Source organism: Acidocella aluminiidurans (assembly GCF_055383125.1).
The window spans coordinates 1,758,942-1,781,680 of the sequence record NZ_AP031589.1; the positions used below are offsets into that span (position 1 = coordinate 1,758,942).

The following is a 22,739-nucleotide window of genomic DNA, read 5'->3' on the forward strand; positions in this document are numbered from 1 at the left end:
TTAGACCAGCTCCGCCAGCGGCAGATAGGAAGTTTGGTTGGTGGCGGCTTCCTGCGCCCAGGGGTCGATCTGCGCGAATCTCTGCGCGTAGAGGAATTTCTCGTAGAGGGCGGCACGGTTTTGCGCATCGTCCACGATGCGCTCCTGCACATATTTCAGGCCGACGCGTTCGATCCACGGCGCGGTGCGTTCCAGATAACGCGCTTCCTGGCGGTAGAGTTGCAGGAAGGCGCCGCAATATTCCAGAACCTCCGCCTCGGTGGTGACTTTGCAGAGCAGCTCGGTGGCGCGCACTTTGATGCCGCCATTGCCGCCGACATGCAGGTCCCACCCCGCTTCGGTGGCGACGACGCCGTAATCCTTGATCGTCGCTTCCGCGCAATTGCGCGGGCAGCCAGAGACGGCGAGCTTGACCTTATGCGGATGCCAGGAGCCCCAGGTCATTTTCTCCAGGGCGATGCCCATGGCGGTGGAATCCTGCGTGCCGAAGCGGCACCATTCCGAGCCGACGCAGGTTTTCACCGTGCGCAGTGCCTTGCCGTAAGCATGGCCGGAGACCATGCCGGCGGCGTTCAGATCCGCCCAGACGGCGGGCAAATCCTCCTTCTTCACCCCCAGCATATCGACGCGCTGGCCGCCGGTGATCTTCACCGTCGGGATGGCGAATTTGTCGCAGACATCGGCGATGGCGCGCAGCTCCTTGGCGGAGGTCACACCGCCCCACATGCGCGGGATGACCGAGTAGGTGCCGTCCTTCTGAATGTTGGCGTGCATGCGTTCATTGACGAAGCGCGATTGCGAATCATCCCTGTATTCGCCAGGCCATTCGCAGATCAGGTAGAAATTCAGCGCCGGGCGGCAGGCGGCACAGCCATCCGGCGTGGTCCATTCCAGCGCCTGCATCACGGCTTGGATGGTTTTCAGCGCCTGGCCGCGAATGCGGCGGCGGACCTCGTCATGCCCATGGGCCGTGCATTTGCACATCGGCTTGACGCCGGCGGGTTTGAAATCCGCGCCCAGCGTGAGTTTCAGCAGCCCTTCCACCAGCCCGGTGCAGGAGCCGCAGGAGGCGGAGGCCTTGGTGCAGGCGCGGACTTCGTCCAGCGAACCGCAGCCGCCTTCGATGGCGCCGATGATGGTGCCTTTCTTCACCCCGTTGCAGCCGCAGATTTCCGCATCCTCGCCCAGCAAAGCAAGGCTCTCCAGCGGATCACCGGCGGCGGCGAGCGGGCCATAGATCACGGTTTCACGCAGATCACCGAGATCCGCGCCATCCTTCAGCAGCTGGAAATACCAGCTGGCATCAGAGGCATCGCCGAAACAGACGACGCCGACCAGCCTGTCCCCGCGCAGCACCAGGCGTTTATAAATTCCGCGCGCGGCATCCCGCAGCACCACATCCTCGGTGCCGGCATCGCCCAGGAATTCGCCGGCGGAGAACATCTCGATGCCGGAGACTTTCAGCCGGGTGCCGGTGGCGATGGGCATGAATTCGGTGTGCGCCGTGCCGGTGAGATGGTCGGCGGCGACTTTTGCCATGTCCCAGATCGGCGCGACGAGACCGAAACATTGTGTCTCGAATTCCACGCATTCGCCGATGGCGAAGATGTTTTCGTCCGAGGTGCGCAATGACGCATCGACCTTGATGCCGCGATCGCAGTCCAGCCCGACGGCGCGGCCGAGCCCGGCATTGGGGCGAATGCCGACCGCCATCACCACCAGATCCGCCTCGATGCGGGTGCCGTCCTTCAGCAGCACGGCGCTCACCGGGCCATCCTCGCCCTCGCCGTCAAAAGCTTCGGTATTGGCGCTGGTGAAGATGCGCATGCCGCGCTGGCTGAGTTTCTGTTCCAGCAGATGCGCGGCGGAGGCATCGAGCTGGCGCTCCATCAGCGTCGGCATCAGATGCACGATGGCGACCTCCATGCCGCGCAGATTGAGCCCGTGCGCGGCTTCCAGCCCGAGCAGGCCGCCGCCGATGACCACGGCCTTCCTGCCCGGGGCGGCAATGGCCAGCATGTCGTCGACATCCGCCTTGGAGCGGAAAGTCATGACGCCGGGGCGGCCCACGCCGGGCAGCTTCAGGGTGAAGGGATTCGAGCCTGTCGCCAGCAGCAATTTATCGTAAGCGCGCGCGGTGCCATTGGCGCCGCGCACGATTTTCCGCGCGCGGTCGATCCAGTCCACATGCTCGCCGGCGATCAGCTCAATCTTGTTCTGCGCGTACCAGTCGAGGGAATTGATGACGATCTGCGCGAAGCTCTTCTCGCCCGCCAGCAGCGGGGAGAGCATGATGCGGTCATAATTCGGCTCCGGCTCGGCGCCGAACACGGTGATTTCATATTTGCCGCGATCACGCGCCAGGATTTCCTCCACGGTGCGCATGCCGGCCATGCCGTTGCCGATGACAACCAGTTTTTCCTTGCCCATCGCGTCACTCCTTTTCCTTGAATTGCGCCTTCAGATGCGAACGGAGCCTTCCGCGTAGCCGCGGGAGAAGCTGATGCGCCATTCATTGCGGACGATGTTGATGCCGATGAAGGCGACCAAGGCGAGGCCAGCGAAGATCAGAAATCCCGCCTGGTAGGAGCCGGTCCATTGCTTGGCGAAGCCGAGCGAGGAGGCGAGATAGAAGCCGCCTATGCCGCCGGCGCAGCCGACGATGCCGGTCATCACGCCGATCTCCTTGATGTAGCGTACCGGCACCAGCTGGAACACCGCGCCATTGCCCATGCCCAGCGCCAGCATGGCGATGACGAAGCCGGCCAGCGCCATCGGCATGGTCGGCAGGCCGAAGCTCACCGCCAGCAGCGCCAGGGCGGCGATCGGGTACATGAAGGAGAGCGCGTTGATGCCACCGAAGCGGTCCGCCAGCGCTCCGCCGAGCGGGCGCACCATGGAGCCGGCGAAAACGCAGGCGGCGCTGGCATAGCCGGCATCAACCGGCGCCAGACCGTACTGGGTGTGAAAATAGATCGGCAGCGAGGAGGCGAGCCCGACGAAACCGCCGAAGGTGACGCCATAGAACAGCATGAACCAGTAAGTGTCTTTCATGCCGAGCACGCTGAGATAATCCCGCGCCGAGATTTTCGGCCCCTGCCCTGGCGCGTCCTTGGCGAGGAGGATGAACAGCGCCAGCACCACGCTCATCAAAATCGCGGTGAGGCCGAAGACGTTGGTCCAGCCGAAGGCGAGGCCCAACGCCGGGGCGAAGAGCGCGGCCAGCACGGTGCCGGAATTGCCGGCCCCGGCAATGCCCATCGCCTTGCCCTTATGCTCGACCGGATACCAGCGCGAGGCCAGCGGCAGCGCGATGGCGAAGGAGGCGCCGGCCATGCCCAGCACCACGCCCAGACCGAGCAGCGCGGAGAAGCCGGGAATGCCGAAGAACCAGGCGGCGGCGAGACCGAGAATGACGATGCTCTGCGCGACGATGCCGGCTTTCTTGCCGCCGATGCGGTCCGCCATGGCGCCGTTGAACAGCCGCAGGATGGCGCCGGCCAGAACCGGGGTGGCGACCATCAGCCCTTTATGCGCGGGGTCGAGATGCAGGGCCTTGGCAATCTGGATGCCAAGCGGCCCCAGCAGCACCCAGCACATGAAGCTGAGATCGAAATACAGAAAGGCGGCCAGCAGCGTGGGGGTGTGGCCGGATTGCAGAAAGCTCTTGCCCTGGGCTTGAGACATCGAAAAACCTCGAGGCGGCGCTGTTGCTTCGCCGCACGCCGGCCGCCCTTGGCCCGCGAGATCAATGAACGGGGGCATCCCCATCCGCCTGCCTGATCCTCTTTGACCGGGCGGCCTGCGGGCATCGCGCCGCATGAGCCGTTAAACCAAATCGGCGCGCCAGGGTTCAATCGGGATTTTGATTAAAAATGCACTCTTGAAGCGATGATGGATTCAATTGTGGCAAAATATGTCTAGATAAACACCATGACGCCGATTTTTTATTCAAAATCGACACTCAGAGGCGGCAAGGCGATGTCGCGCGCCTCTCCGCCGGCGCGCAGGAACAAATCCGGACGGTAGAGCTGCGGGGCCAGCGCCTCCAGCCCGGCGGGGGCGCGGCCCCAGAGATGCATCTGGTGCGCATACCATTGGCCATAGGCCGGGGACGGGTAAGGGGCGGTGAAAGCGGGGCCGCCTTGCGCCGGGTCCAGCGCCGCCAGCAGCAGCGTCGCCGGAAGGTCCAGATATTCCGGACGGGCCAGCAGCTGGCTGAGGGCCTGGCGACCGTCCGGCGCGGCGCAGAGATGCTGGGCGCGCAGCAGCACGCGCAGCAGCGCCTCCAGCCGCGCCGCCTCGGCGCTGGCGAAATCGCCGCGCAGGGCCAGGCATTTCTCCGGGTGGTCGGGCCAGATCTCGCGGCTGAGGGCGGCGGTGAAGCCCAGCCCTGCCGTCGCCGCCACCAGCCCCCAGGGGGCGCCGGCGCAGAATCCGTCAATGGCGCCGGCGGCGAGCGCGCCGACCATCTCGGCCGGCGGCAGCACGGTGATGTCGGCATCGCGTTCCGGCGTGACGCCCTGCCCCGCGAGCCAATGGCGCAGCAGCAGATCATGCGAGGAAAACCCGTGCACCACCGCCAGGCGCGGCCGCTTCGCCGCCGCCACCGCCTTGATGCCGCCCGCCGCGAAGGCGCTCTGCATGGACGCCGCCAGAGTGATGGCGTTGCCGTTGCTGGACAGGCTCATCGGCACCGCCAGATCGATCCTCGCCCCGCGCAGCCCGCCGGCGCAGGCCAGCGCCAGCGGCGCCAGCATCACCGCCCCGTCCAGCAGGTTGAAGGCGAGCTTGTCGGCGATATTCGCCCAGGAGGGCTCGACCGAGAGCGCCACATTGAGCCCGGCGGCGGCGAACAGCCCCTCATGCGCGGCCAGGATCACCGGGGCGGCGTCGCAGAGCCGCAGCAGGCCCAGACGGATCACATCATTCATGGTTTCTGCCCTTGCCGCGTCTGCGCGGCCAAATAATCCGCCGCGACATCCGCCAGGCGTTTCTGCTGGTCCATGGCGCGGCGTTGCAGGAAGCGATGCGCCGCCGGCTCGCTCATGCGCTCTTCCTTCATCAGCAGGCGCTTGGCGGCGTCGATGGCACGGCGCTGCTCCGCCTGCTCCTCCACCTCCTGCAATTTCGCCGTCGCCTGCTGGTTGCGCTGAAAGAAGGCAACGGCGAGGCGCATCACCAGCTTGGCGGCATCCGGCGCCACGTCCTGGCCGTGATAGGAGCTGACGCCGGCACTGATCGCCTCCTGCATGAAGGCGGGATCGGCGCCGTCCAGGAACATCACCACCGGCGGGGTGCCGCCCTGGGCGGGCAGGGAATCCAGCATGTCGCGATCCGGCCTGGCCATGTCCACCAGCACCACATCCGGGCGAAGCCGCTCCACCTCGGCCAGCAGCGAGGCGTCGTTGGCCAGGGCGGTGATGGAAAATGCGGCATCGAGCTTGGTGAACTGGGCAGAGAGTGCCTCACGACGGGCCGCGTTGGAATCGGCGAGCAGGATTTTCATGGCGAGGCGCGGTCCATGATCTCCGGCTCAGCAACTTTCCTGCCAAAAGCGCGCGGGCCGCACCGTTGGCCTGTTAAGTCCGGGACTGGGGTCCGCCGGAGGGGTTACGGCCCCGAGCTGGGCTGGAATTCGGTCTTGGTCGCGGCGGGGAGTTGCAGGGCTGGCGAGGGCGGCTGGGGCGACGCGGCGGCCGGCGGCGGGCTGGATGCGGCCGGGGCCGGCTGAGCGGGCGCGGGCGCAGCGGGCGCGGGCATCGGCGGCACGGGGGCCGGGGGCGGCGTGAGAGGGGTGGGTTGCGCCGCGGCAGGGTGAGCCGGCGCGGCCGGGATGGCAGGCGCCGGGGCCGTTGCCGGGTGCGGCGCCGCCTGCGGCGCGGGCTGCGTAACGGCCTCATGCGGCGTCGAGGACGGCTTCGGGGCCGGCGCCGAGGCTGGCGGCTTGGCGGGATGGGACGGCGCGGTATGGGTTTTGAGAGCTGGCGCCGCGTGGTGCGCCGGCTTTGCCGCACGGGCCTTGGGGATGCGCGGATGCGCCGGACGATGGGGGGAGTATCTGGCCCGCGCGTGCGCCGGCGGCATCGGGACGGGCATGGACGCGGGCGCGGCGACGGGCGCGGGCAGCGGAATGGTCGATGCGGGCGGCGCGGCGGGGTGCGGGCTCACCGCCAGCATCGTCCAGTACACCGAAATCTGCGCATCCTTGGGCACGCCCTCGCCGTTCAGATAGGCCTGGCCCAGGCTGGTCTGCGCCTCCTGGTTGCCCTGCGCGGCGGCGCGCCGCCACCAATAGACCGCCTGGGCCGGGCTGCGGGCCAGGCCGGCCCCGGCCGCATAGGCATCGCCCAGTGCGTTCTGCGCGGCGGCGAGATTTTGCGCGGCGGCCTTGGCCCACCATTGCGCGGCCAGGCGCTGATCCTGGGTGACGCCGCGCCCCTGCGCGTAATCCTCGCCCAGCCGATATTCGGCCTGCGCGTCGCCCTGGGCGGCGGCGGCGGCGAAATAGGTTTGCGCCTTGGCATCGTCATGCGGCACGCCCTGGCCGGTGGCGTAATATTGTCCCAGCGCCGCCTGCGCCTGGGCGTTGCCGGCATCGGCGGCTTGTTCATACCAATGGCTGGCCTTGGCATCGTCTCGCGGTACGCCGATCCCTTGCGCATAGGCATTGCCGAGCGCCAGCGCCGCGCCGGTATCGCCCTGGGCGGCGGCCTTGGCGAACCAGTAGGCGGCGGCGCCCTCATCCTTCGGCACGCCCTGGCCCAGCGCATACATGCGGGCGAGCCGGTCCTGCGCCGCCATATCCCCCAGCTTCGCGGCGCGGCCATACCAGAAGGCGGCATTGGCGAAGCTCTGCGGCAGGCCGGTGCCGGAATCATAGGCATCGCCCAAGGCGCGGGCGGCGGCGGCGTTCAGCGGCGGCAGCGGCGCGGCTTGGGCGGGAGCGGCCGGCACCGCCGGTTGCGCCCGCGCCGCACCCCCCAGCAGGCCCAGCGCCAAAGCCAGGGGGGCAAGAAGCCGCGCGGTACGTCCATCAACCATCATCGTTCGACCTTCTCCGGCGCATCCGGCGGCAAGCGGTTACGCCATCATTACGGCGCGTTCATGCAATGAGTGTGTATTCAATTCCAGGCCCTGTTGTATAGCGCCGCCGGCCAGATTCAGCAGCGTTACGGGCCGGCGGGCAACTGCCCGGCGGCGGCCTGGGCCTGCGCGGCGGCGAGCGCGGCGGGCGCCATGCGCGCGGCCAGGGCATCGCGGGCGGTGGCCGCCTGCGCATTGCCATGCGCCGCGGCCAGCGCCAGCCACACATAGGCCTTGCTGAAATCGACATTCACCCCTTCGCCATTCTGGTAGAGCAGCCCCAGGCTCAACTGCGCCTCGGCCGCGCCCTGGCGGGCCGCCTTGGCGAACCAGCTGGCGGCCTGCGCGGCATCCCGGGGGACGCCACGACCGTAATAATACAGGATGGCGAGATTGGTCTGCGCCACCGGATCGCCCGCCTGCGCCGCCTTTTGCGACCAATAGGCGGCCTTGCCGTAATCCTGCTTCACGCCGCGCCCGGCATCGTACATCACCGCCAGATCGGTCTGCGCCACCTCATCGCCCTGGGCGGCGGCTTTTTCGTACCAATAGGCGGCCTGGGTGGGATCCTGGGTGACGCCCTGGCCGCTGCTATAGAGCCCGCCCAGCTGCTTCTCGGCATCCACCTCGCCCTGCGCCGCCGCCTTGGCGAACCAGCTGGCGGCCTCGGCCGCGTCCTTGGGCACGCCCTCGCCGGTTGCATAGAGAGTGCCCAGCTGGTCCTCGGTATAGGCATCGCCCTGATCGGCGGCCTTGCGGTACCATTGCGCCGCCAGCGCGGCATCGCGCGGCACGCCGTCGCCGGTGCGGTAATGGGTGCCCAGCCGGCTCTGCGCCACCGCATCGCCCTGGGCAGCGGCCTTGGCGTACCATTCCACCGCCGTCGCGGGGTCGCGGCGCACCCCGACCCCGGTATCGTAGAGCTGCGCCAGATTGGTCTGCCCGGCCTGGTCGCCCAGGGCGGCGGCTTTCGTGAACCAGAACGCGGCGCGGGCCGGGTCGCGCTTCACGCCGCGCCCATCCTTGTAATGAAACCCCAGATTATTCTGCGCCGGGGCGAAATTCTGCGCCGCCGCCTTTTCGTACCAGAAGACGGCTTCGTGCGGATCGGTCTTCACGCCCTGGCCGCGATCATAGGCCAGGCCAAGATAATATTGCGCCTGCTTGTTGTTCTGGCGGGCGGCGCGGCGCAGCCAGAGCAGCCCCTGGGCCTCGTCCTTCGGCATGTCCTGGCCGGTCAGCTCATCCAGCCCGAGCAGGGTTTGCGCCACCTGATTGCCGCGTTCGGCAAGCTGGCGGAGATCCTGCGGCGCCTCGCCCCAGGCGGGCTGCGAGAGGGTCATCCCCATCAAGGCGATCGCCAAACACCGTCCGCGGCCCTTCATCTTTCCTCCGATACCCTGTCTGCGCCCCGGCCCAGCCGCTTGGCCAAGAGCGTGTTCCGCTCACCTTGGGGCGCGGAACACGCTCTCGCTTTTTGTTTGAGCGAGCAACTTTATCCGATCAAACGATTCCATTTGGTCGAATGTTGCTCTAGGCCGGAAAGACCTCCTTGTTCAATAGCTTGGCGCGGCCGCTTGGGGCCGGCTTGATGGCGCCCGCCCCGGCGCCTAGCCTTAACGGCGAGCGGCGTGGTTGTAACGGTTTAAGTACGAATTCGGGGAGGACAATCAGTGAGCGCATCCATGCAGGGCCTGCTGCCCGAGGGCCTGAGGAAATGTCTGCGCCAGCCCGGGCCAGCGCGCCCGACGCGGATTGAAAGTTTTCGATGCGCGCAACGGATTTTCGATATCGACCTGCAACCGGGCCTGACGCTGGCCGAGGCTGTCGGCGCGCAGGCGGCGCGCCATGGCATCACCGCCGGCGCCGTCACGCTGCATGGCGCTTTGCTGGCGCCGATGCGCTTTGTGCTGCCGGCCCACGCCGAATCCGACCAGCACGTGGCCTATTATAGCGCCACGCACGCCCCTGAGGGGACGGTGCGGCTGGATGCGGCGACGGCGAGTTTCGGCTTCAAGGATGGCGCGGCCTTTCTGCATTGCCACGCGCTCTGGCGCGATGCGGCGGGGCGGGAGATGGCCGGGCATATTCTGCCAGGCGAGGCCCGCCTGGCGGCACCGCTGAAGGCCCGCCTGACCGGCACCGGCGCGGTGAGCCTGCAGGCGCGCTTCGACCCTGAGACCAATTTCACTTTGTTCCGGCCGGAAGCGGCGGACGGGGCTGGCGGAGCGGGCGGGCTGATCGTCGCGCGGATCGGCCCGAATGAGGATTTCATCAGCGCGATCGAAACGATCTGCCGGCGTCATGGGCTCCGGCAGGGGCGGATTTTGAGCGGGATTGGCAGCCTGATCGGGGTGCGGTTCACGGATGGCCGGGACGTCCCGGCGCAACCGACCGAGCTGCTGGTGCTGGAGGGCGAGATCCGTCCGGGGCCGGACGGGGCGGGCATGGCGGAGATCGAGATCGTGCTGGTCGATGTGGCGGGGCGGCTGCATCGGGGCCGGCCGGCGAAGGGGCTGAATCCGGTGCTGATCTGCGCCGAGCTGTTCATCGCGGATCGCGCCGGCGACCCGCCGGCGGAGATGGCGCGCAACCTCACCCCACCGCGCTGAGAATGGCGGCGGTGATCGCATCGGTCTTGTCCTGGCCCGGCCTGCTGCCGATACCGCGCGCCGTGACCGCCTCCACCGCCCGCATCACCCGTTTCGCCGCCGCTGGCTCGCCCAGATGCTCCAGCATCATCGCCCCGGACCAGATCGACGCGATCGGGTTGGCGATGCCCAGCGCCGCGATATCCGGCGCCGAGCCGTGCACGGGCTCGAACATCGAGGGCGAGCGGCGCGTCGGGTCGATATTGGCGGAGGCGGCAAAGCCCAGCCCGCCCTGAATCGCCGCGCCCAGATCGGTGAGGATGTCGCCGAACAGGTTGGAGGCGACAACCACATCCAGGCTCTGAGGCGCCATCACCATCCGCGCCGCCATCGCGTCGATATGATAACGCGTCACCTCGACATCCGGATACGCGGCCGCGACCAGGTCGGTGATCTCGTCCCAGAACACCATGCTGTATTTCTGCGCGTTGGATTTGGTGACGGAGGCGAGCTTGCCGCGCCGGGCACGGGCCTGCTCGAAGCCGAAGCGCAGGATGCGCTCCACCCCGGCGCGGGTGAAGATCGAGGTCTCCACCGCCACCTCATCCGCGCTGCCCTGATGCACCCGCCCGCCGGCCCCGGCATATTCGCCCTCGGTGTTTTCGCGGATGCAGAGAATATCGAACCCCTCGGCCCGCAGCGGCCCTTGCACCCCCGGCAGCAGCCGGTGCGGACGGATATTGGCGTATTGCACAAAGGCCTTGCGGATCGGCAGCAACAGCCCGTGCAGCGAGACCGAATCCGGCACGCTCTGCGGCCAGCCGACGGCGCCCAGCAAAATCGCATCGAAGCCGCGCAGCGTCTCGATCCCGTCGGCCGGCATCATCCGGCCGGTTTCGAGGTAGTAGGCGCAGGACCAGGGGAAGCTTTCCGCCGCCAGGGTGACGCCCTCCGCCCGCGCCGCCGCCTGCAGCACCGCCCAGGCCGCCGCGATCACCGGGCCGCCGATCCCGTCTCCGGGGATCAATGCAATGCGATAGGATGCCATCTCTCTGTCTCCTCACCTTCCGGGCGCGAGCTTAGACTCCGCGGCCCGGTGCAACCAGAGCCGGATGACAGGGCTGGCCCTATGCCGGCAGCGGGCGCGCCCCCGGCATTTGGCGGCCGAAACTCTATGCAGGCAAAAACCTGACCTGATTTCGAATTAGGCAAATGATGTGGGTTTTCGACCATACCAGCCCACAGGGGCGGCAGCCCAGAAACAGCGCGCCGGCAAAGCGATTGAAATGACTGATTTGCCCGGTTTGTGGATTCTTTGGCATTGGCTTTGCAACAGCTCTCGCATCAGGCGGGTCGGGCATTCCGGCTCATGCGGATCAAGGAGAGCCTTTCATGAAGACGAAGACCGTTAGCCGACGCAATGCCTTGAAGCTGGGGGCCGGCGCCGCCGGCGTGCTGGCGATGCCCTTCTATGCCCGCAATGCGCTGGCGGAGACACCGATCAAGCTCGGCAGCCTGCTGGATTCCACCGGCACCATCGGCCTCGAAGGCAGCCGTATGACGCAGACCACGCAATATGCCGTGGATGTGCTGAACAAGGCGGGCGGGCTGCTCGGCCGGCCGATCCAGCTGATCAGCTACGACACCCAATCCTCCATGCAGCTCTACTCGCAATATGCCCAGCAGCTGGTGCTGCAGGACAAGGTGGACGTGGTGCAGGGCGGCATCACCTCCGCCTCGCGCGAGGCCATCCGCCCGACGCTCGACCGTTTCAAGACGCTGTATTTCTACAACACCCAGTATGAAGGCGGCGTCTGCGACCATAATGTCTTCTGCACCGGCACCACCCCCTCGCAGACGGTGAGCCATGTGGTGGATTACGCCCTGAAGAACTGGGGCAAGAAATGCTACATCATCGCCGCCGATTATAATTACGGCCACATCACCGCGCAGTGGGTGCAGAAATATCTGAAGGATGGCGGCGCCGCCGCCGTCGCCACGGATTTCTTTCCGCTCGATGTCACCAATTTCGCCTCCGCGATCAGCCGCATCGAGCAGGCGAACCCGGATTTCGTCTTCTCCGCCCTGGTCGGCGCCAACCATTCCGGCTTCTACCGGCAGTGGGACGCGGCCGGGATGAAGAGCAAGATCCCGCTCGGCTCCTCGGTATTTGGCCTCGGCGACGAGCTGGTGAGCATGGATACCTCCACCACCAACGGCATCGTCACCAGCTTTGGCTATTACAACGATCTCGACAACCCGCAGAACGCCGCCTTCCTGAAAGGGATGGACGCGAAATTCCCCGGCAGCAGCAAGGATCTCTCCGAGCTGGACAGCGCCACCTATGACGGCATCATGCTCTGGGCGGAAGGCGTGAAGAAGGCCGGTTCGGTGGACCGCGCCAAGGTGATCAAGGCGCTGGAGAGCGGCATCTCGATCGACAGCCCGGCCGGGCATGTGACGCTGGACCCGCAGCTGCACGCCACCATCCGCACCGCCTATTTGGCCAAGCCGGTCGACCGCAAATGGGACATCATGGCGACCTTCCCGAACCAGACGCCGACCGATACCGGCACCCAGTGCGATCTGATCAAGAACCCGCGCATGGCCAAGCAGTTCACGCCGAGCCTGTAAGCGCCACATCGGCAGACTGAGCCCGGGACCGCGCGGTCCCGGGTGTTAACGCAAGCAAGGGGAGCGGGTGATGGACCTGACCGGGCTTCTGGCCTTTAACGTTCTGAGCGGCATCGCGACATTCGTGCTGATCACGCTGGGGCTTGGCGTGATCTACGGCATGATGCGGATCATCAATCTCGCCCATGGCGAATTCATGATGCTCGGCGCCTACACCACGGTGAGCGCGGTGGGGGCCGGGGTGAATATCTGGATCGCCATGCTGGTGCTGCCGCCGCTCGTGGTGGGGCTGGTCGGGCTGGTGCTGGAACGCGCCCTCATCCGCTTTCTCTATGGCCGCATGATGGACATGATGCTCGCCACCTGGGGCGTCAGCCTCGGGCTGATCGGCATCAGCTCGACCATCTATGGCAATGTGGTGCGTGGCGTCACGGCGCCGCTGGGCGGGTTCAATATCGGCCGCTACGGCGCCAGTCTCTATAGTTTCGTCATCATCCTGGTCGCCATCGCCTGCCTGGTCGGGCTGTATGCGCTGCTGCGGCTGACCAAGTTCGGGCTGATCCTGCGCGCGGCGATGCAGAATCCGCGCATGGCGGCGGCCTTGGGCATCAGCCCCTCCATCGTCTATATGGCCACCTTCACGCTTGGCGCGGCACTGGCGGGGCTGGCTGGCGGGGTGCTGGCGCCGATCTCGGGGATTTCCCCGAATATGGGCGCGGCCTACATCGCCAACGCCTTCATCACGGTGCTGGGCGGCGGCCCGGCGATCATCGCCGGCACCGGCATCGCCTCGGTGATCTTCGGCGCGATCAACCAGATCGTCTCCTTCGTCGCCAATCCCGTCCTGGGCACGGTCTCCCTGCTGGTGTTCGCGGTGATCATGATCCGCATCCTGCCGCAGGGCATCACCGGCCGCTTCTTCCGGAACAGCCTATGAGATTCAATTCAGCCTGGGCGGGCTTCATCGCCGTTCTCATCGCCGGCCTCATCGTGCTGTTCGCGGTGCCGCAGATCGTGAGTCTGTTCGGCATCGTGCAGATGACCGTGTTCGTCGCCATGGCGATGTATGCGCTGAGCCAGGGCTTTCTCTGGGGCTTTGGCGGCATCATGTGCTTTGGCCAGGCCAGCTTCCTGGGGCTGGGCGCCTATGCCTACGCGATCACCGCGATCAATCTCGGCGATACCAGCTGGGGGATGCTGGCCGGTATCGCGGTGCCGGCGATCTTCGCGCTGCTGCTTGGCTATTTCATGTTTTACGGGCGGATTTCCGATGCCTATATCGGCGTCATCACCCTCACCGTCAGCGTCATCCTGTTCCAGCTGATCAATTCCACCTCCGGCGCGCAATATCATATCGGCCAGGCGGAGCTGGGCGGGTTCAACGGCATCCCCTCGGTGCCGACGCTGAACATGCCGGGCGATGTCTCCAACGTGCTGAGCCCGACCGGCATCTGGTATGTCTCGATGGCGCTGCTGATCATCGTCTATGTGCTGCTGCGCCTGGCCCTGGCCAGCCGCTTCGGGCGGGTCGTGGTCGCCATTCGTGAAAACGAAACCCGCGCGATGCTGCTGGGCTATGATGCGCGGCTCTACAAGCTGCTGAGCTTCACCATCTCCGCCGCGATCGCCGGGCTGGCGGGCTGCATCTACGATAATTGGGGCGGCTTCATCAGCCCGACCATCTTCGGGCTGGCGATGTCGGCGGAGGTGATCATCTTCGTGCTGGTCGGCGGGCTGGGCACGCTGATCGGGCCGATCCTGGGCGGGGTCGGGCTGCAATATGTGATGAATCTGGCCGGCACGCAGCATAAGGTCGATCCCAATCTCGGGCTGGGCATCGTTCTCGTCGCCTTCGTGCTGCTGGTGCCGCAAGGGGTGGTGCCGGTGATCCGCGACAAGGCGATGCAGCTTTTCACCCGGCGCGGCGCCAAAGCCGCTCAGATCCAGGAGAGCAGCCCATGAGCGAGATCGTGCCGCTGCTCGAGGCCCGCAACGTGACGATGCGCTTTGGCGGTGTCACCGCGGTCGACGATGTCAGCCTGGTGCTGGGCGAGGTCGAGCTGCGCTGCCTGATTGGCCCGAACGGGGCCGGCAAGAGCACCTTTTTCAAAACCCTCACCGGCCAGTTGAACCCGACCGAAGGCAGGATCAAGCTGCGCGGCCAGGATGTGACCGGGCTGCTGCCCAACCAGATCGCCCGGCTGGGTGTTGGCATCAAGACGCAGATCCCCAACGTCTTCAACGGCCTCACCGCCTATGAGAATATCCTCGTCGCGGCCCAGCGCGGGCGCAGCGCGGCGATGGCCAAGGCGATGGTGGAACAGACCCTCGCCCGGTTGCGGCTGGAGCCTGTCGCCCGCCGCCAGGTCGGGCAGCTTGCCCATGGCCAGCGGCAATGGGTCGAAATCGCCACCGTGCTGGCGCAGGAGCCGGATCTGATCCTGCTCGACGAGCCGGCGGCGGGGATGACGCATGAGGAGGTCGAGCGCACCGCCGAGCTGATCAAGGAGATCAACCGCACCCAGGCGCTGGTGGTGGTCGAGCACGACATGCAGTTCATCCGCATGATCGCGCGGACGGTGACGGTGTTCAACCAGGGCAAGGTGCTGATGGAGGATCATGTCGACGCGGTGCTGGCGGATCAGCGTGTGCGCGATGTCTATATCGGAAAGGCGGCGGCATGAGCGTGGTTCTTGAGGTTTCGGGCCTGCGCGCCGGCTATGGCCGGGTGCCGATTCTGGGCGGCATCGGGCTGGCGGTGGAGGCGAACAGCTTCGTCGGCATTCTCGGCCATAACGGCATGGGCAAATCCACGCTGCTGCGCAGCTTGATGGGCTATCTGCCCGCCACCGGCGGCAAGGTGAGCTTTCAGGGCAGAGACATCACCCATCTCTCCACCACCGCCCGCGCCAAGGCCGGGCTCGGCTATGTGCCGCAGGGGCGCGAGATTTTCCCGGCCCTCTCGGTGATGGATAATCTGCGCATGGGCTGCCTTCTCGCCAAGGGCGAGGAGGCGCGGGTGATCGAGGACATCCTTGAGGATTTCCCGCGGCTGCGCCGCCTGCTGGACCGCCCGGGCGGCGCGCTCTCCGGCGGCGAGCAGCAATTGCTGGCGCTGGCCCGCTGCCTGTGCGGCAGCCCGAGCCTGATCCTGCTGGATGAGCCGACCGAAGGCATCCAGCCCTCGATCATAGAGGAAATGGCGGAGACTTTGCACGCGCTGCGCCGGCGCCGCCCCTTCGCAATGCTGCTGGTCGAGCAGAAGCTGAGCTTCATCCAGGCCTGCGCGGAGCGCATCCTGATTTTGCAGAAGGGCATGATCACCGGCGAAATTCCACCGGAGTCCATCGGCGATGCCAATGTCATCGCCGAATTCTCCGGCATGGCCTGAAAAAAACCGAAAGGAACAGAGGCATGTCAGCCACCATGGACGCGATCCTCACCGACGAGACGCTGATCGAGATGACGCTGGAGGATGCCGCCGCCGCCTTTGCGCGGGGCGTCACATCCGAAGCGCTGACCACGGCGTTTCTGCGGCGCATCGAAACCTATAACCCGCGCTACAACGCCATCATCACCATGAACCCGACCGCGCTGGAGGAGGCCCGCGCGATCGACCGGCGGCGCGCTGCCGGCGAGGCGCTGGGCCCGCTGGCCGGGGTGCCGGTGGTGGTGAAGGACACGATGGACATGCAAGGCCTGCCGACCACGGCGGGCTGGCATTTCCTCTCCGCCCAGGCGGGCGGGGTGGATCTGATCCCGGAGACCGACTCGCCGGTGGTGGCGCGGATGAAGGAAGCCGGCTGCGTCATTCTCGGCAAGACCAACGTGCCCATCCTCTCCGCCACCGGCACCCATGCCAGCAATAGCTGGGCCGGCCCCACCCTGAATGCCGCCGCGCCGGATTACATGCCAGGCGGCAGCACCGCCGGCACCGCGACGGCGGTGGCCGCCAGCATGGCCGTGCTCGGCCTGGCCGAGGAAACCGGCGGCTCCATCCAGAACCCCGCCTCCGCGCAAGGGCTGGTCGGCATCAAGCCGACCTTCGCGCTGGTACCCAATAGCGGCGTGGTGCCGCTGGCCGGCTCCACCCGCGATGTCGTCGGCCCGATCGCCCGCACGGTGCGCGACGCGGCGCTGACACTGGATGTCATCGCCGGCTATTGCGCGGAAGATCCGAAAACCGTCGCCGCCATCGGCAAGCTGCCGAAAGGCGGTTACGCGGCCAGGCTGAGCGCCACGGCGCTGCAGGGCAAGCGGATCGGGCTCTATGGCCCTGGCTGGCGCGCCAGCCCGCTTTCGCCGGAATGCACCAGCCTTTACGCCCGCGCCCAGCAGGAGCTGGCGGCGCGCGGTGCCACGCTGCTGGAGGACCCGTTCGCCGGCACCGGCTTCGCCGCCATCAGCAAACCGATTTCCGACAAATACCAGTTCGATGCGCGCGGCATGGAATGCTGCCCGTATGACATGGAGCTGTATCTGCGCCGGCTGGGGCCCAGCGCCGCGATCCGGGACTACAAGAGCCTGGCGGAACTGACCAAGGCGGAAGACCCGTACGCCGAAGGCGGGGTGATGGCGTATATGAGCTATCTCGCGGAGACCGCGTTCTCGCTGGAAAACCCGACCCTGCCGCCGCCGCTGCAAGATTTCCTGGGCGCGAAGGAGGCGTATCTGGAGGTCGTCGCCGAAATGTTCGCGCGGCACCGGCTGGACGCGCTGGTTTTCCCGCAGATGCGCGAGGAACTGCCGAAGCTGCATAGCGACGGGGTGATCAACGAGACCACCGTATGCGAGATCAACATCGCCGGGATGCCGGTGGTGACACTTCCCGCCGGCTATTACGCCTCCGGGGCGCCGTTCAATCTGGTCTTTGTCGGCCTGCCCTGGAGCGAGGCCGATTTGCTGGCCCTGGCGCATGATTATGAGCAGGCGACGAAACATCGCCGCGCGCCGGTGCTTTCCGTGTAAAGCCAGCCCTGCGCGCCGGCATACCGGCGGCGCCGGAGGAGCAAGATGCTGACCAATCATCGCCACCAGGAAATCATGACGTCCCTGCACCAGGCGGGGCGCGTGGAGGTTGCCGGCATCGCCAGGCTGCTGAATGTTTCCGAGGAGACCATCCGGCGCGACATGAAGCTGCTGGAGGAGCAAGGGCTGCTGCGGCGCATCTATGGCGGCGCGGTCCTGCCCCGGCTGGACCAGGACCGGCCGCTGCTGGAACGCGGCAAGCTCAACGCCCGGGAAAAGGCCCGGGTCGGGCATCTGGCGCAGAAGCTGGTGCGCGATGGCATGTCGATCTTCATCGATAGCGGCACCAGCACGCTGGCCCTGGCGCGGGGGCTGGCGGGGCGCCCGATCAATGTCACCACCAACTCGATCAATGTGGCGCTGCTGCTGGGCGATGGGCCGGGGCGGGTCAATCTCACCCCGGGCACCTTGCGGCCCAAGGACAATGCGCTGGTCGGGTACGAGACCGTGGATTACGCCAGACGGTTTTATTTCGACATCGCCTTCATGGGGATCAGCACCGTCGACATCAATCATGGCTGGATGGATTACGAGGAGCATGAATCCGTGCTGCGCCGGGCGCTGAAAAGCCAGGCGCGGCGGGGCGTGATTCTGGTCGATTCCAGCAAATTCGGCCGCCAGGCCAATCTTCACACATTCGGGCTGCACGAGGCGCTGACCATCGTCACCGACCGGAAGCCGCCGCCCGCTTTCATGGAAGTTTTCAAACAGCATGACATCGAGCTCATCGCCACACCCTGACGCCGCTTCCCTGCTGGCGCTGCTGGACCGGTTTGCGGCCATCGGCGCGACCCCGGCCGGCGGGGTGACGCGGCTTTGCGGCTCGGCCGAGGATGGCCAGGCGCGGGCGCTGTTCCGCGGTATCGCGCAGGCGGCGGGGGCGCGGGTGACGATTGATGAGGTCGGCAACCAGTTCGCGCTATTCCGCCTGGCGCGGGGCGTGGCGCCGGCGGTGATGATGGGCTCGCATCTGGACAGCCAGATCCGCGCCGGCCGGTTCGATGGCACGCTGGGCGTCGCCACCGCCTTGTGCGTGGGCGAGGCGCTGCTGCGAGCGCGCCGGCAGGGGGCTGCCTTCAACGCCGATTTCATCGCGGTGAACTGGACCAATGAGGAAGGGGCGCGCTTCCGGCCGAGCCTGCTGGGCAGCGGCACCTATGCCGGCAGCTTCACCCCGGATTACGCGCTGTCGCGCTGTGACGATCAGGGGGTGAGCCTGCGCGCGGCGCTGGGCGCGATCGGGTCTCTCGGCACCGACCTGCCGCCCCCTGCCCCGGCCTGCTATCTGGAGCTGCATATCGAGCAGGGCAGCGTGCTTGAGGAGGCGAAGGCGCGCATCGGCATCGTCACCGGCAATTGGAGCGCGCTGAAGCTGGAGGCGCTGTTTCTGGGCGAGCAGGCCCATACCGGCCCGACCCCGATGGCCAGGCGACGCGATGCGCTGCTCGGCGCGGCCTATGCCATCGCCGGCATTCGCGCGGTGGCGGAGCGCTGGCCGGGGGAGGTTCACACCGCCGTCGCCCGGGTGCTGGTGGAGCCGAATTCCGCCAATGTGGTGCCGGCACGGGTCAGCCTGGCGGTGGAAGTCCGGGCCCGCAGCAATGAGATTCTGGAACAGGCGGTGGCGGCGGCGGAAGCGGCGCTGCGCGCGGCCGCCACGCAGGCCGGGGTGGGCTACGAGGTGGCGGCGCGGGCGCAACGCCCGGTACAGCGCCTGCCGGAGGGCCCCGCCGCGCTGGTGCGGGCCTGCGCCCAGGCGGCGCGGCTGGAATGGCTGGAGATGAGCACGGTGGCCGGGCATGACGCGCTGAGCCTGCTCTCGATCTGCCCGGTGGGGTTGATTTTCGTGCCCAGCATTGGCGGCATCACCCATAACGAGGCCGAGAACACCGCCGCGCCGGATATCGCGGCCGGGTTCGAGGTGGCGCTGCGCGCCGCCACCGGGCTGTGCCAGGCGAAGGCGGTGCCGGAAGCGGCATTGGCGTTGCACGCATGAGCGCGGTGGAGGCGGGCTTGGAGGAGATGGCGGATTTGCGGGCGCGGTTGGCGCCCTGGTTCCCGGGTCAGGCGATCAGCCTGCGGCCGGCGGCGGCCCCGGTGGCCTCGCCGCTGCACCGGGCGGTCGCCTCCGCCTGCCTGCTGGCCGAACCGGACAGCGCGGCGCCGCTATTCCTGAAGCTGGCGCACCCGGACATTCAGGACGATCTGCTCGATGCGGATGGTGCCGCCGCCCGCCTGGCGGCGCGCGCCGGGGTGGCGCCGGAGCTTGTGCTGGCGCAGCCGGGGCTGCTCGGCTTTGCCTATCTCGCCCCGCCCTGGCGCTATGCCCGCACCGGCGATCTGCAGCCCCCCGCGATGCTTGCCGCCGTGCTCGCCGCCAAAAAGCGCCTGCATGATGGCGACGCTTTGGGGCGGCGCTTCTGCCCGTTCACGCGGATCGCGCAGCTGCATGCCCAGGCCGACGCGGCGCAGGTACCGCTGCCGGCGGAAACCGCGAAGCTGCTGCGCCATGCCGCGCTGATCCAGCAGGCGCTGACGGCGTCGGGGATGGATCTTCGCTTCTGCCATAACCATGCCTGCGCCTCGAACATCATGCTGAACGGCAGTGCGGTGATGCTGGTGGATTTCGACATCGGCGGCGATAACGACCCCTGGTACGATGTCGGCGCGCTGCTCAACGAGGCCTGCGACTTCGACGCGCCGCGCCGTGCCGCGATCGAGGCCTATGCCGGGCGCTGTGACGAGGCTTTGTTCGCCCGCTGCCGGCTCTACGGGGCGGTGGATGATCTGATGTGGGGGCTCTGGGGGCTCACCCGCGCCGTGACCGCGCCACGCGACGGGATCGAATTCTGGAAATACGGCACCTGGCGGTTGTTCCAGGCCCGCACGACGATGGCGATGCGGGATTTTGAGCTCTGGCTGCGGACAGTATGAGGTGCTGGTGATGTGGAAACAGACAGGCGAGGCCAGCACCGAGGACGAGCACCGCATCGAGGCGGTGCTGGCGCAGGTTGGCGCATGGCGCGGCCAGACGATGCGCTACCGGCCGGTGGCGGGCGGCATCAGCAACCATAATTGGCGCGTCGCCGACGCGGCGGGCGAGACATTTTTCCTGAAACTGCCCGGGCGCGGCACGGAGATGTTCGTCAGCCGCGAGGCCTCCAACGAGGCCAGCCGGCGCGCGCATGGCTGCGGCGTCGGGGTCGAGGTGGTCGATTTTCTGCCGGCGGAGGGGGCGGAGATCTTCGCCTTCGCGCATGGCTATCGGGCCAGCTCCAACCTGGATTTCATGCGCGGAACGGTTCGCCATAACGCAGTGCGGGCCTTGCGCGCCTTCAATGATTCCCCCCGCCTGACCCTGACCAAGACGGTATTCGAGGCGATCGATGAGCATCTGGCCCAGATCGCCCAGGTCGGGGCGCGGCTGCCCGAGGATATCGCGCAGATGCGCCGCTGCGTTGAGGATGCGCGGGCGGCGCTGGCGGCCGCCGGGTTGGATCTGGTGCCGTGCATGAATGACACATTGGCGGGAAATTTCATGATCAACGCCGCCGATGAACTGCTGCTGGTGGATTTCGAATACGCCACCAACAATGAGCGGGCCTATGAGCTGGCGCTGTGGTTCACGGAAATGGCGTTCCCGGTGGAAATCGAGCAGGAGATGATCGAAGCCTATTTCGGCCGGCTGGAGCGCGGCGTGCAGGCGCGGGTGAATGTGCTGAAGGGGCTGGCCGACATCAAATGGGCGAGCTGGGCGATGGTGCAGGAAGCGGTCTCGACGCTCGATTTCGATTTTCACAAATACGGCACCTGGAAATATCGCCGTGCGCGCACCCAGATCTATCATCCCGACTGGCCGGTCTGGCTGCGGCATATGTAAGCGACATCGTGAACCTGACTGGCTGAAGAGGATGGCATGAAAGAGCCTTATCTGCTCACCGCCGCCGCGCTGGCGGCGGCCTATCGGGCGCGCAGCCTCTCCCCCGTGGAGGCGGTGCAAAGCTGCCTGGGGCGGATCAAGGCGCTGGATGCGCATCTGCAGGCGTTTATCGCGTTGCATGAAACCGAAGCGCTGCTGGCCGCCGAGGCCGCGCACAAGGCGCTGCGGGCGGGATATGATCTCGGGCCGCTGCATGGCGTGCCGGTGGGGTTGAAGGATCTGGTGGCGGTGCAAGGCAAGATCTGGACGGCGGGATCGAAGATCCTTCTGCACCGGCGCGCGCCTTATACCGCCACGCTGGCGCAGAAGCTGATGGCGGCGGGCGCCATCTCGCTCGGCAAGCTGCACACGGTGGAATTCGCCTTCGGCGCCTGGGGCACCAACCATCATCTCGGTACCCCGAAAAACCCCTGGAAGCCGCAGGGCCATTACACGCCCGGCGGCTCCTCCTCCGGCTCCGGCGTGGCGGTGGCGGCGCGGATGCTGCCGCTGGCGCTGGGCACGGATACTGGCGGCTCGGTGCGAATCCCCGCCGCCTTCAACGGCATCACCGGGCTGAAGGTGAGCTATGGGCGGATCAGCACGCACGGGGTGGAAATGCTCTCGCCCTCGCTGGATACGCCCGGCCCGATGGCCCGCAGCGTCGAGGATGCGATGCTGATGTATCTCGCCATGCGCGGCCCGGACCCGCAGGACCCGGCGACGCTGGGCCTGCCGGCGGATGATCCGGCCGCCAGCCTGCATCTGGGGGTTCGCGATCTGCGGCTGGGCCGGATCGATCTGAGCGATTGCGGCTGCGCGGTCGATGCCGAAATAGCGGCCGCCTATGAGGACGCGCTGCTCAGCTTCGCCCGGCTGGGGGCGAAGATCATCACCGTGAAACTGCCGCAGACTCTGGCGGAGCTGGCCGCCTTGTCGCAGATCCTGGCCGGGGAGGCCTATGGCGCGCATGGCGACTTGGCGGAGGACCCGGACAGTCCGATGGGCCCGGCCACGCGCGCGCGGATTCTCTCAGGCCGCATATCGGTGAAGGATTATCTGCAGCTGGTCTGGCGCCGGCAGGAGCTGACCGAAGCCTATCTGGCGGCGATCGAGCCGGTGGAGGCGCTGATCCTGCCGACCACCCCGCACCCGGCGATCCCGCTCGCCGATGTCGATGAAAGCGGCGGGCCGAGCATCTTGACCCGGCCGATCAATCTCTTCGGCGGCTGCGCGCTGGCCCTGCCGAGCGGGATGAGCGGCGACGGGCTGCCGCTCTCGATCCAGATTTGCGGGCGGGCCTATGCGGAGGCGCTGGTGCTGCGCATCGGCCAGGCGTTTCAGCGCGCCACCAGCTGGCATGAGATGTCACCCCCGGAGCTGTGAGCGCCTTCGGGACCCCGCATCTCGACCCTGCCCGCGTTGATGTCGTCGGACTGCAATTCGGGCGGGGAGTCTGTGTTGGAGGAAGACCGCGGCAC

At 67.1% G+C, this 22,739-nt stretch carries 19 protein-coding genes; 12 read left to right on the forward strand and 7 right to left on the reverse strand.

Going from position 1 to position 22,739, the window contains the following annotated elements:
• From nirB to ACZ46S_RS08900, 6 genes are all read right to left on the reverse strand, one after another.
• Entirely contained in the window at nucleotides 1-2,430 is a 2,430-nt protein-coding gene (gene nirB, locus ACZ46S_RS08875) for a nitrite reductase large subunit NirB (RefSeq protein ID WP_464064211.1), read from the reverse strand.
• A gap of 30 nt (nucleotides 2,431-2,460) precedes the next feature.
• Entirely contained in the window at nucleotides 2,461-3,687 is a 1,227-nt protein-coding gene (locus ACZ46S_RS08880) for a nitrate/nitrite transporter (protein ID WP_464064212.1), read from the reverse strand.
• 260 nt (nucleotides 3,688-3,947) lie between these two features.
• Nucleotides 3,948-4,934 carry a CmpA/NrtA family ABC transporter substrate-binding protein gene (locus ACZ46S_RS08885; protein ID WP_464064213.1) on the reverse strand — a complete coding sequence of 329 codons (987 nt, stop codon included), beginning with the start codon at nucleotides 4,932-4,934 and terminating at the stop codon, nucleotides 3,948-3,950.
• A complete protein-coding gene (locus ACZ46S_RS08890) occupies nucleotides 4,931-5,509 on the reverse strand; it encodes an ANTAR domain-containing response regulator (RefSeq protein WP_464064214.1) in 579 nt (192 codons plus the stop codon). The genes ACZ46S_RS08885 and ACZ46S_RS08890 overlap by 4 nt, the downstream gene beginning before the upstream one ends.
• A gap of 104 nt (nucleotides 5,510-5,613) precedes the next feature.
• Nucleotides 5,614-7,047, reverse strand: coding sequence for a tetratricopeptide repeat protein (locus ACZ46S_RS08895; RefSeq protein WP_464064215.1), 1,434 nt, complete (start codon nucleotides 7,045-7,047; stop codon nucleotides 5,614-5,616).
• Nucleotides 7,048-7,172: 125 nt separating this feature from the next.
• Nucleotides 7,173-8,471 carry an SEL1-like repeat protein gene (locus ACZ46S_RS08900; protein WP_464064216.1) on the reverse strand — a complete coding sequence of 433 codons (1,299 nt, stop codon included), beginning with the start codon at nucleotides 8,469-8,471 and terminating at the stop codon, nucleotides 7,173-7,175.
• Between the two features lie 288 nt (nucleotides 8,472-8,759).
• Between ACZ46S_RS08900 and ACZ46S_RS08905 the strand changes: the two genes are divergently transcribed.
• Nucleotides 8,760-9,698 (forward strand): PCC domain-containing protein, encoded by a 939-nt coding sequence (locus ACZ46S_RS08905; protein WP_464064217.1) that lies wholly within the window; start codon nucleotides 8,760-8,762, stop codon nucleotides 9,696-9,698.
• On the opposite strand, the gene ACZ46S_RS08910 is transcribed toward ACZ46S_RS08905, so the two are convergent.
• Nucleotides 9,682-10,725, reverse strand: a complete 1,044-nt coding sequence (locus tag ACZ46S_RS08910; RefSeq protein WP_464064218.1) for a tartrate dehydrogenase — start codon at nucleotides 10,723-10,725, stop codon at nucleotides 9,682-9,684. The genes ACZ46S_RS08905 and ACZ46S_RS08910 overlap by 17 nt on opposite strands.
• Before the next feature lie 344 nt (nucleotides 10,726-11,069).
• On the opposite strand from ACZ46S_RS08910, the gene ACZ46S_RS08915 reads away from it, so the two are divergent.
• The 11 genes from ACZ46S_RS08915 to ACZ46S_RS08965 all read left to right on the forward strand — a co-directional run bounded on the left by ACZ46S_RS08915 (nucleotide 11,070) and on the right by ACZ46S_RS08965 (nucleotide 22,644).
• A complete protein-coding gene (locus tag ACZ46S_RS08915; protein WP_295744395.1) occupies nucleotides 11,070-12,311 on the forward strand; it encodes an ABC transporter substrate-binding protein in 1,242 nt (413 codons plus the stop codon).
• A 70-nt stretch (nucleotides 12,312-12,381) separates the two neighbouring features.
• The gene (locus ACZ46S_RS08920) at nucleotides 12,382-13,248 is read left to right on the forward strand and encodes a branched-chain amino acid ABC transporter permease (protein WP_026439832.1); all 867 of its coding nucleotides are present in this window, start codon (nucleotides 12,382-12,384) and stop codon (nucleotides 13,246-13,248) included.
• Nucleotides 13,245-14,273 (forward strand): branched-chain amino acid ABC transporter permease, encoded by a 1,029-nt coding sequence (locus ACZ46S_RS08925; RefSeq protein WP_464064219.1) that lies wholly within the window; start codon nucleotides 13,245-13,247, stop codon nucleotides 14,271-14,273. The genes ACZ46S_RS08920 and ACZ46S_RS08925 overlap by 4 nt, the downstream gene beginning before the upstream one ends.
• Nucleotides 14,270-14,995 (forward strand): ATP-binding cassette domain-containing protein, encoded by a 726-nt coding sequence (locus ACZ46S_RS08930; protein WP_295744403.1) that lies wholly within the window; start codon nucleotides 14,270-14,272, stop codon nucleotides 14,993-14,995. Before ACZ46S_RS08925 ends, ACZ46S_RS08930 begins: the two co-directional genes overlap by 4 nt.
• Nucleotides 14,992-15,702, forward strand: a complete 711-nt coding sequence (locus ACZ46S_RS08935; protein ID WP_464064220.1) for an ABC transporter ATP-binding protein — start codon at nucleotides 14,992-14,994, stop codon at nucleotides 15,700-15,702. Before ACZ46S_RS08930 ends, ACZ46S_RS08935 begins: the two co-directional genes overlap by 4 nt.
• Before the next feature lie 23 nt (nucleotides 15,703-15,725).
• The gene (locus ACZ46S_RS08940) at nucleotides 15,726-17,279 is read left to right on the forward strand and encodes an amidase (RefSeq protein ID WP_464064221.1); all 1,554 of its coding nucleotides are present in this window, start codon (nucleotides 15,726-15,728) and stop codon (nucleotides 17,277-17,279) included.
• A gap of 45 nt (nucleotides 17,280-17,324) precedes the next feature.
• Entirely contained in the window at nucleotides 17,325-18,080 is a 756-nt protein-coding gene (locus tag ACZ46S_RS08945) for a DeoR/GlpR family DNA-binding transcription regulator (protein WP_295744412.1), read from the forward strand.
• Nucleotides 18,052-19,335, forward strand: coding sequence for a M20 family metallo-hydrolase (locus tag ACZ46S_RS08950; protein WP_464064222.1), 1,284 nt, complete (start codon nucleotides 18,052-18,054; stop codon nucleotides 19,333-19,335). The genes ACZ46S_RS08945 and ACZ46S_RS08950 overlap by 29 nt, the downstream gene beginning before the upstream one ends.
• The gene (locus ACZ46S_RS08955) at nucleotides 19,332-20,273 is read left to right on the forward strand and encodes a phosphotransferase family protein (RefSeq protein WP_464064223.1); all 942 of its coding nucleotides are present in this window, start codon (nucleotides 19,332-19,334) and stop codon (nucleotides 20,271-20,273) included. The genes ACZ46S_RS08950 and ACZ46S_RS08955 overlap by 4 nt, the downstream gene beginning before the upstream one ends.
• A complete protein-coding gene (locus ACZ46S_RS08960; RefSeq protein ID WP_464064224.1) occupies nucleotides 20,248-21,219 on the forward strand; it encodes a phosphotransferase in 972 nt (323 codons plus the stop codon). The genes ACZ46S_RS08955 and ACZ46S_RS08960 overlap by 26 nt, the downstream gene beginning before the upstream one ends.
• A 36-nt stretch (nucleotides 21,220-21,255) precedes the next feature.
• Nucleotides 21,256-22,644: an amidase gene (locus tag ACZ46S_RS08965; RefSeq protein ID WP_464064225.1), complete on the forward strand. Its 1,389-nt coding sequence runs from the start codon at nucleotides 21,256-21,258 to the stop codon at nucleotides 22,642-22,644.
• Nucleotides 22,645-22,739: the final 95 nt, after the last annotated feature.

Coding starts and splice junctions, on each gene's coding strand:
- nirB (WP_464064211.1), bottom strand. CDS start 2,430: ATGGGCAAGGAAAAACTGGTTGTCATCGGCAACGGCATGGCCGGCATG.
- ACZ46S_RS08880 (WP_464064212.1), bottom strand. CDS start 3,687: ATGTCTCAAGCCCAGGGCAAGAGCTTTCTGCAATCCGGCCACACCCCC.
- ACZ46S_RS08885 (WP_464064213.1), bottom strand. CDS start 4,934: ATGAATGATGTGATCCGTCTGGGCCTGCTGCGGCTCTGCGACGCCGCC.
- ACZ46S_RS08890 (WP_464064214.1), bottom strand. CDS start 5,509: ATGAAAATCCTGCTCGCCGATTCCAACGCGGCCCGTCGTGAGGCACTC.
- ACZ46S_RS08895 (WP_464064215.1), bottom strand. CDS start 7,047: ATGATGGTTGATGGACGTACCGCGCGGCTTCTTGCCCCCCTGGCTTTG.
- ACZ46S_RS08900 (WP_464064216.1), bottom strand. CDS start 8,471: ATGAAGGGCCGCGGACGGTGTTTGGCGATCGCCTTGATGGGGATGACC.
- ACZ46S_RS08910 (WP_464064218.1), bottom strand. CDS start 10,725: ATGGCATCCTATCGCATTGCATTGATCCCCGGAGACGGGATCGGCGGC.
- ACZ46S_RS08915 (WP_295744395.1), top strand. CDS start 11,070: ATGAAGACGAAGACCGTTAGCCGACGCAATGCCTTGAAGCTGGGGGCC.
- ACZ46S_RS08920 (WP_026439832.1), top strand. CDS start 12,382: ATGGACCTGACCGGGCTTCTGGCCTTTAACGTTCTGAGCGGCATCGCG.
- ACZ46S_RS08925 (WP_464064219.1), top strand. CDS start 13,245: ATGAGATTCAATTCAGCCTGGGCGGGCTTCATCGCCGTTCTCATCGCC.
- ACZ46S_RS08930 (WP_295744403.1), top strand. CDS start 14,270: ATGAGCGAGATCGTGCCGCTGCTCGAGGCCCGCAACGTGACGATGCGC.
- ACZ46S_RS08935 (WP_464064220.1), top strand. CDS start 14,992: ATGAGCGTGGTTCTTGAGGTTTCGGGCCTGCGCGCCGGCTATGGCCGG.
- ACZ46S_RS08940 (WP_464064221.1), top strand. CDS start 15,726: ATGTCAGCCACCATGGACGCGATCCTCACCGACGAGACGCTGATCGAG.
- ACZ46S_RS08945 (WP_295744412.1), top strand. CDS start 17,325: ATGCTGACCAATCATCGCCACCAGGAAATCATGACGTCCCTGCACCAG.
- ACZ46S_RS08950 (WP_464064222.1), top strand. CDS start 18,052: ATGACATCGAGCTCATCGCCACACCCTGACGCCGCTTCCCTGCTGGCG.
- ACZ46S_RS08955 (WP_464064223.1), top strand. CDS start 19,332: ATGAGCGCGGTGGAGGCGGGCTTGGAGGAGATGGCGGATTTGCGGGCG.
- ACZ46S_RS08965 (WP_464064225.1), top strand. CDS start 21,256: ATGAAAGAGCCTTATCTGCTCACCGCCGCCGCGCTGGCGGCGGCCTAT.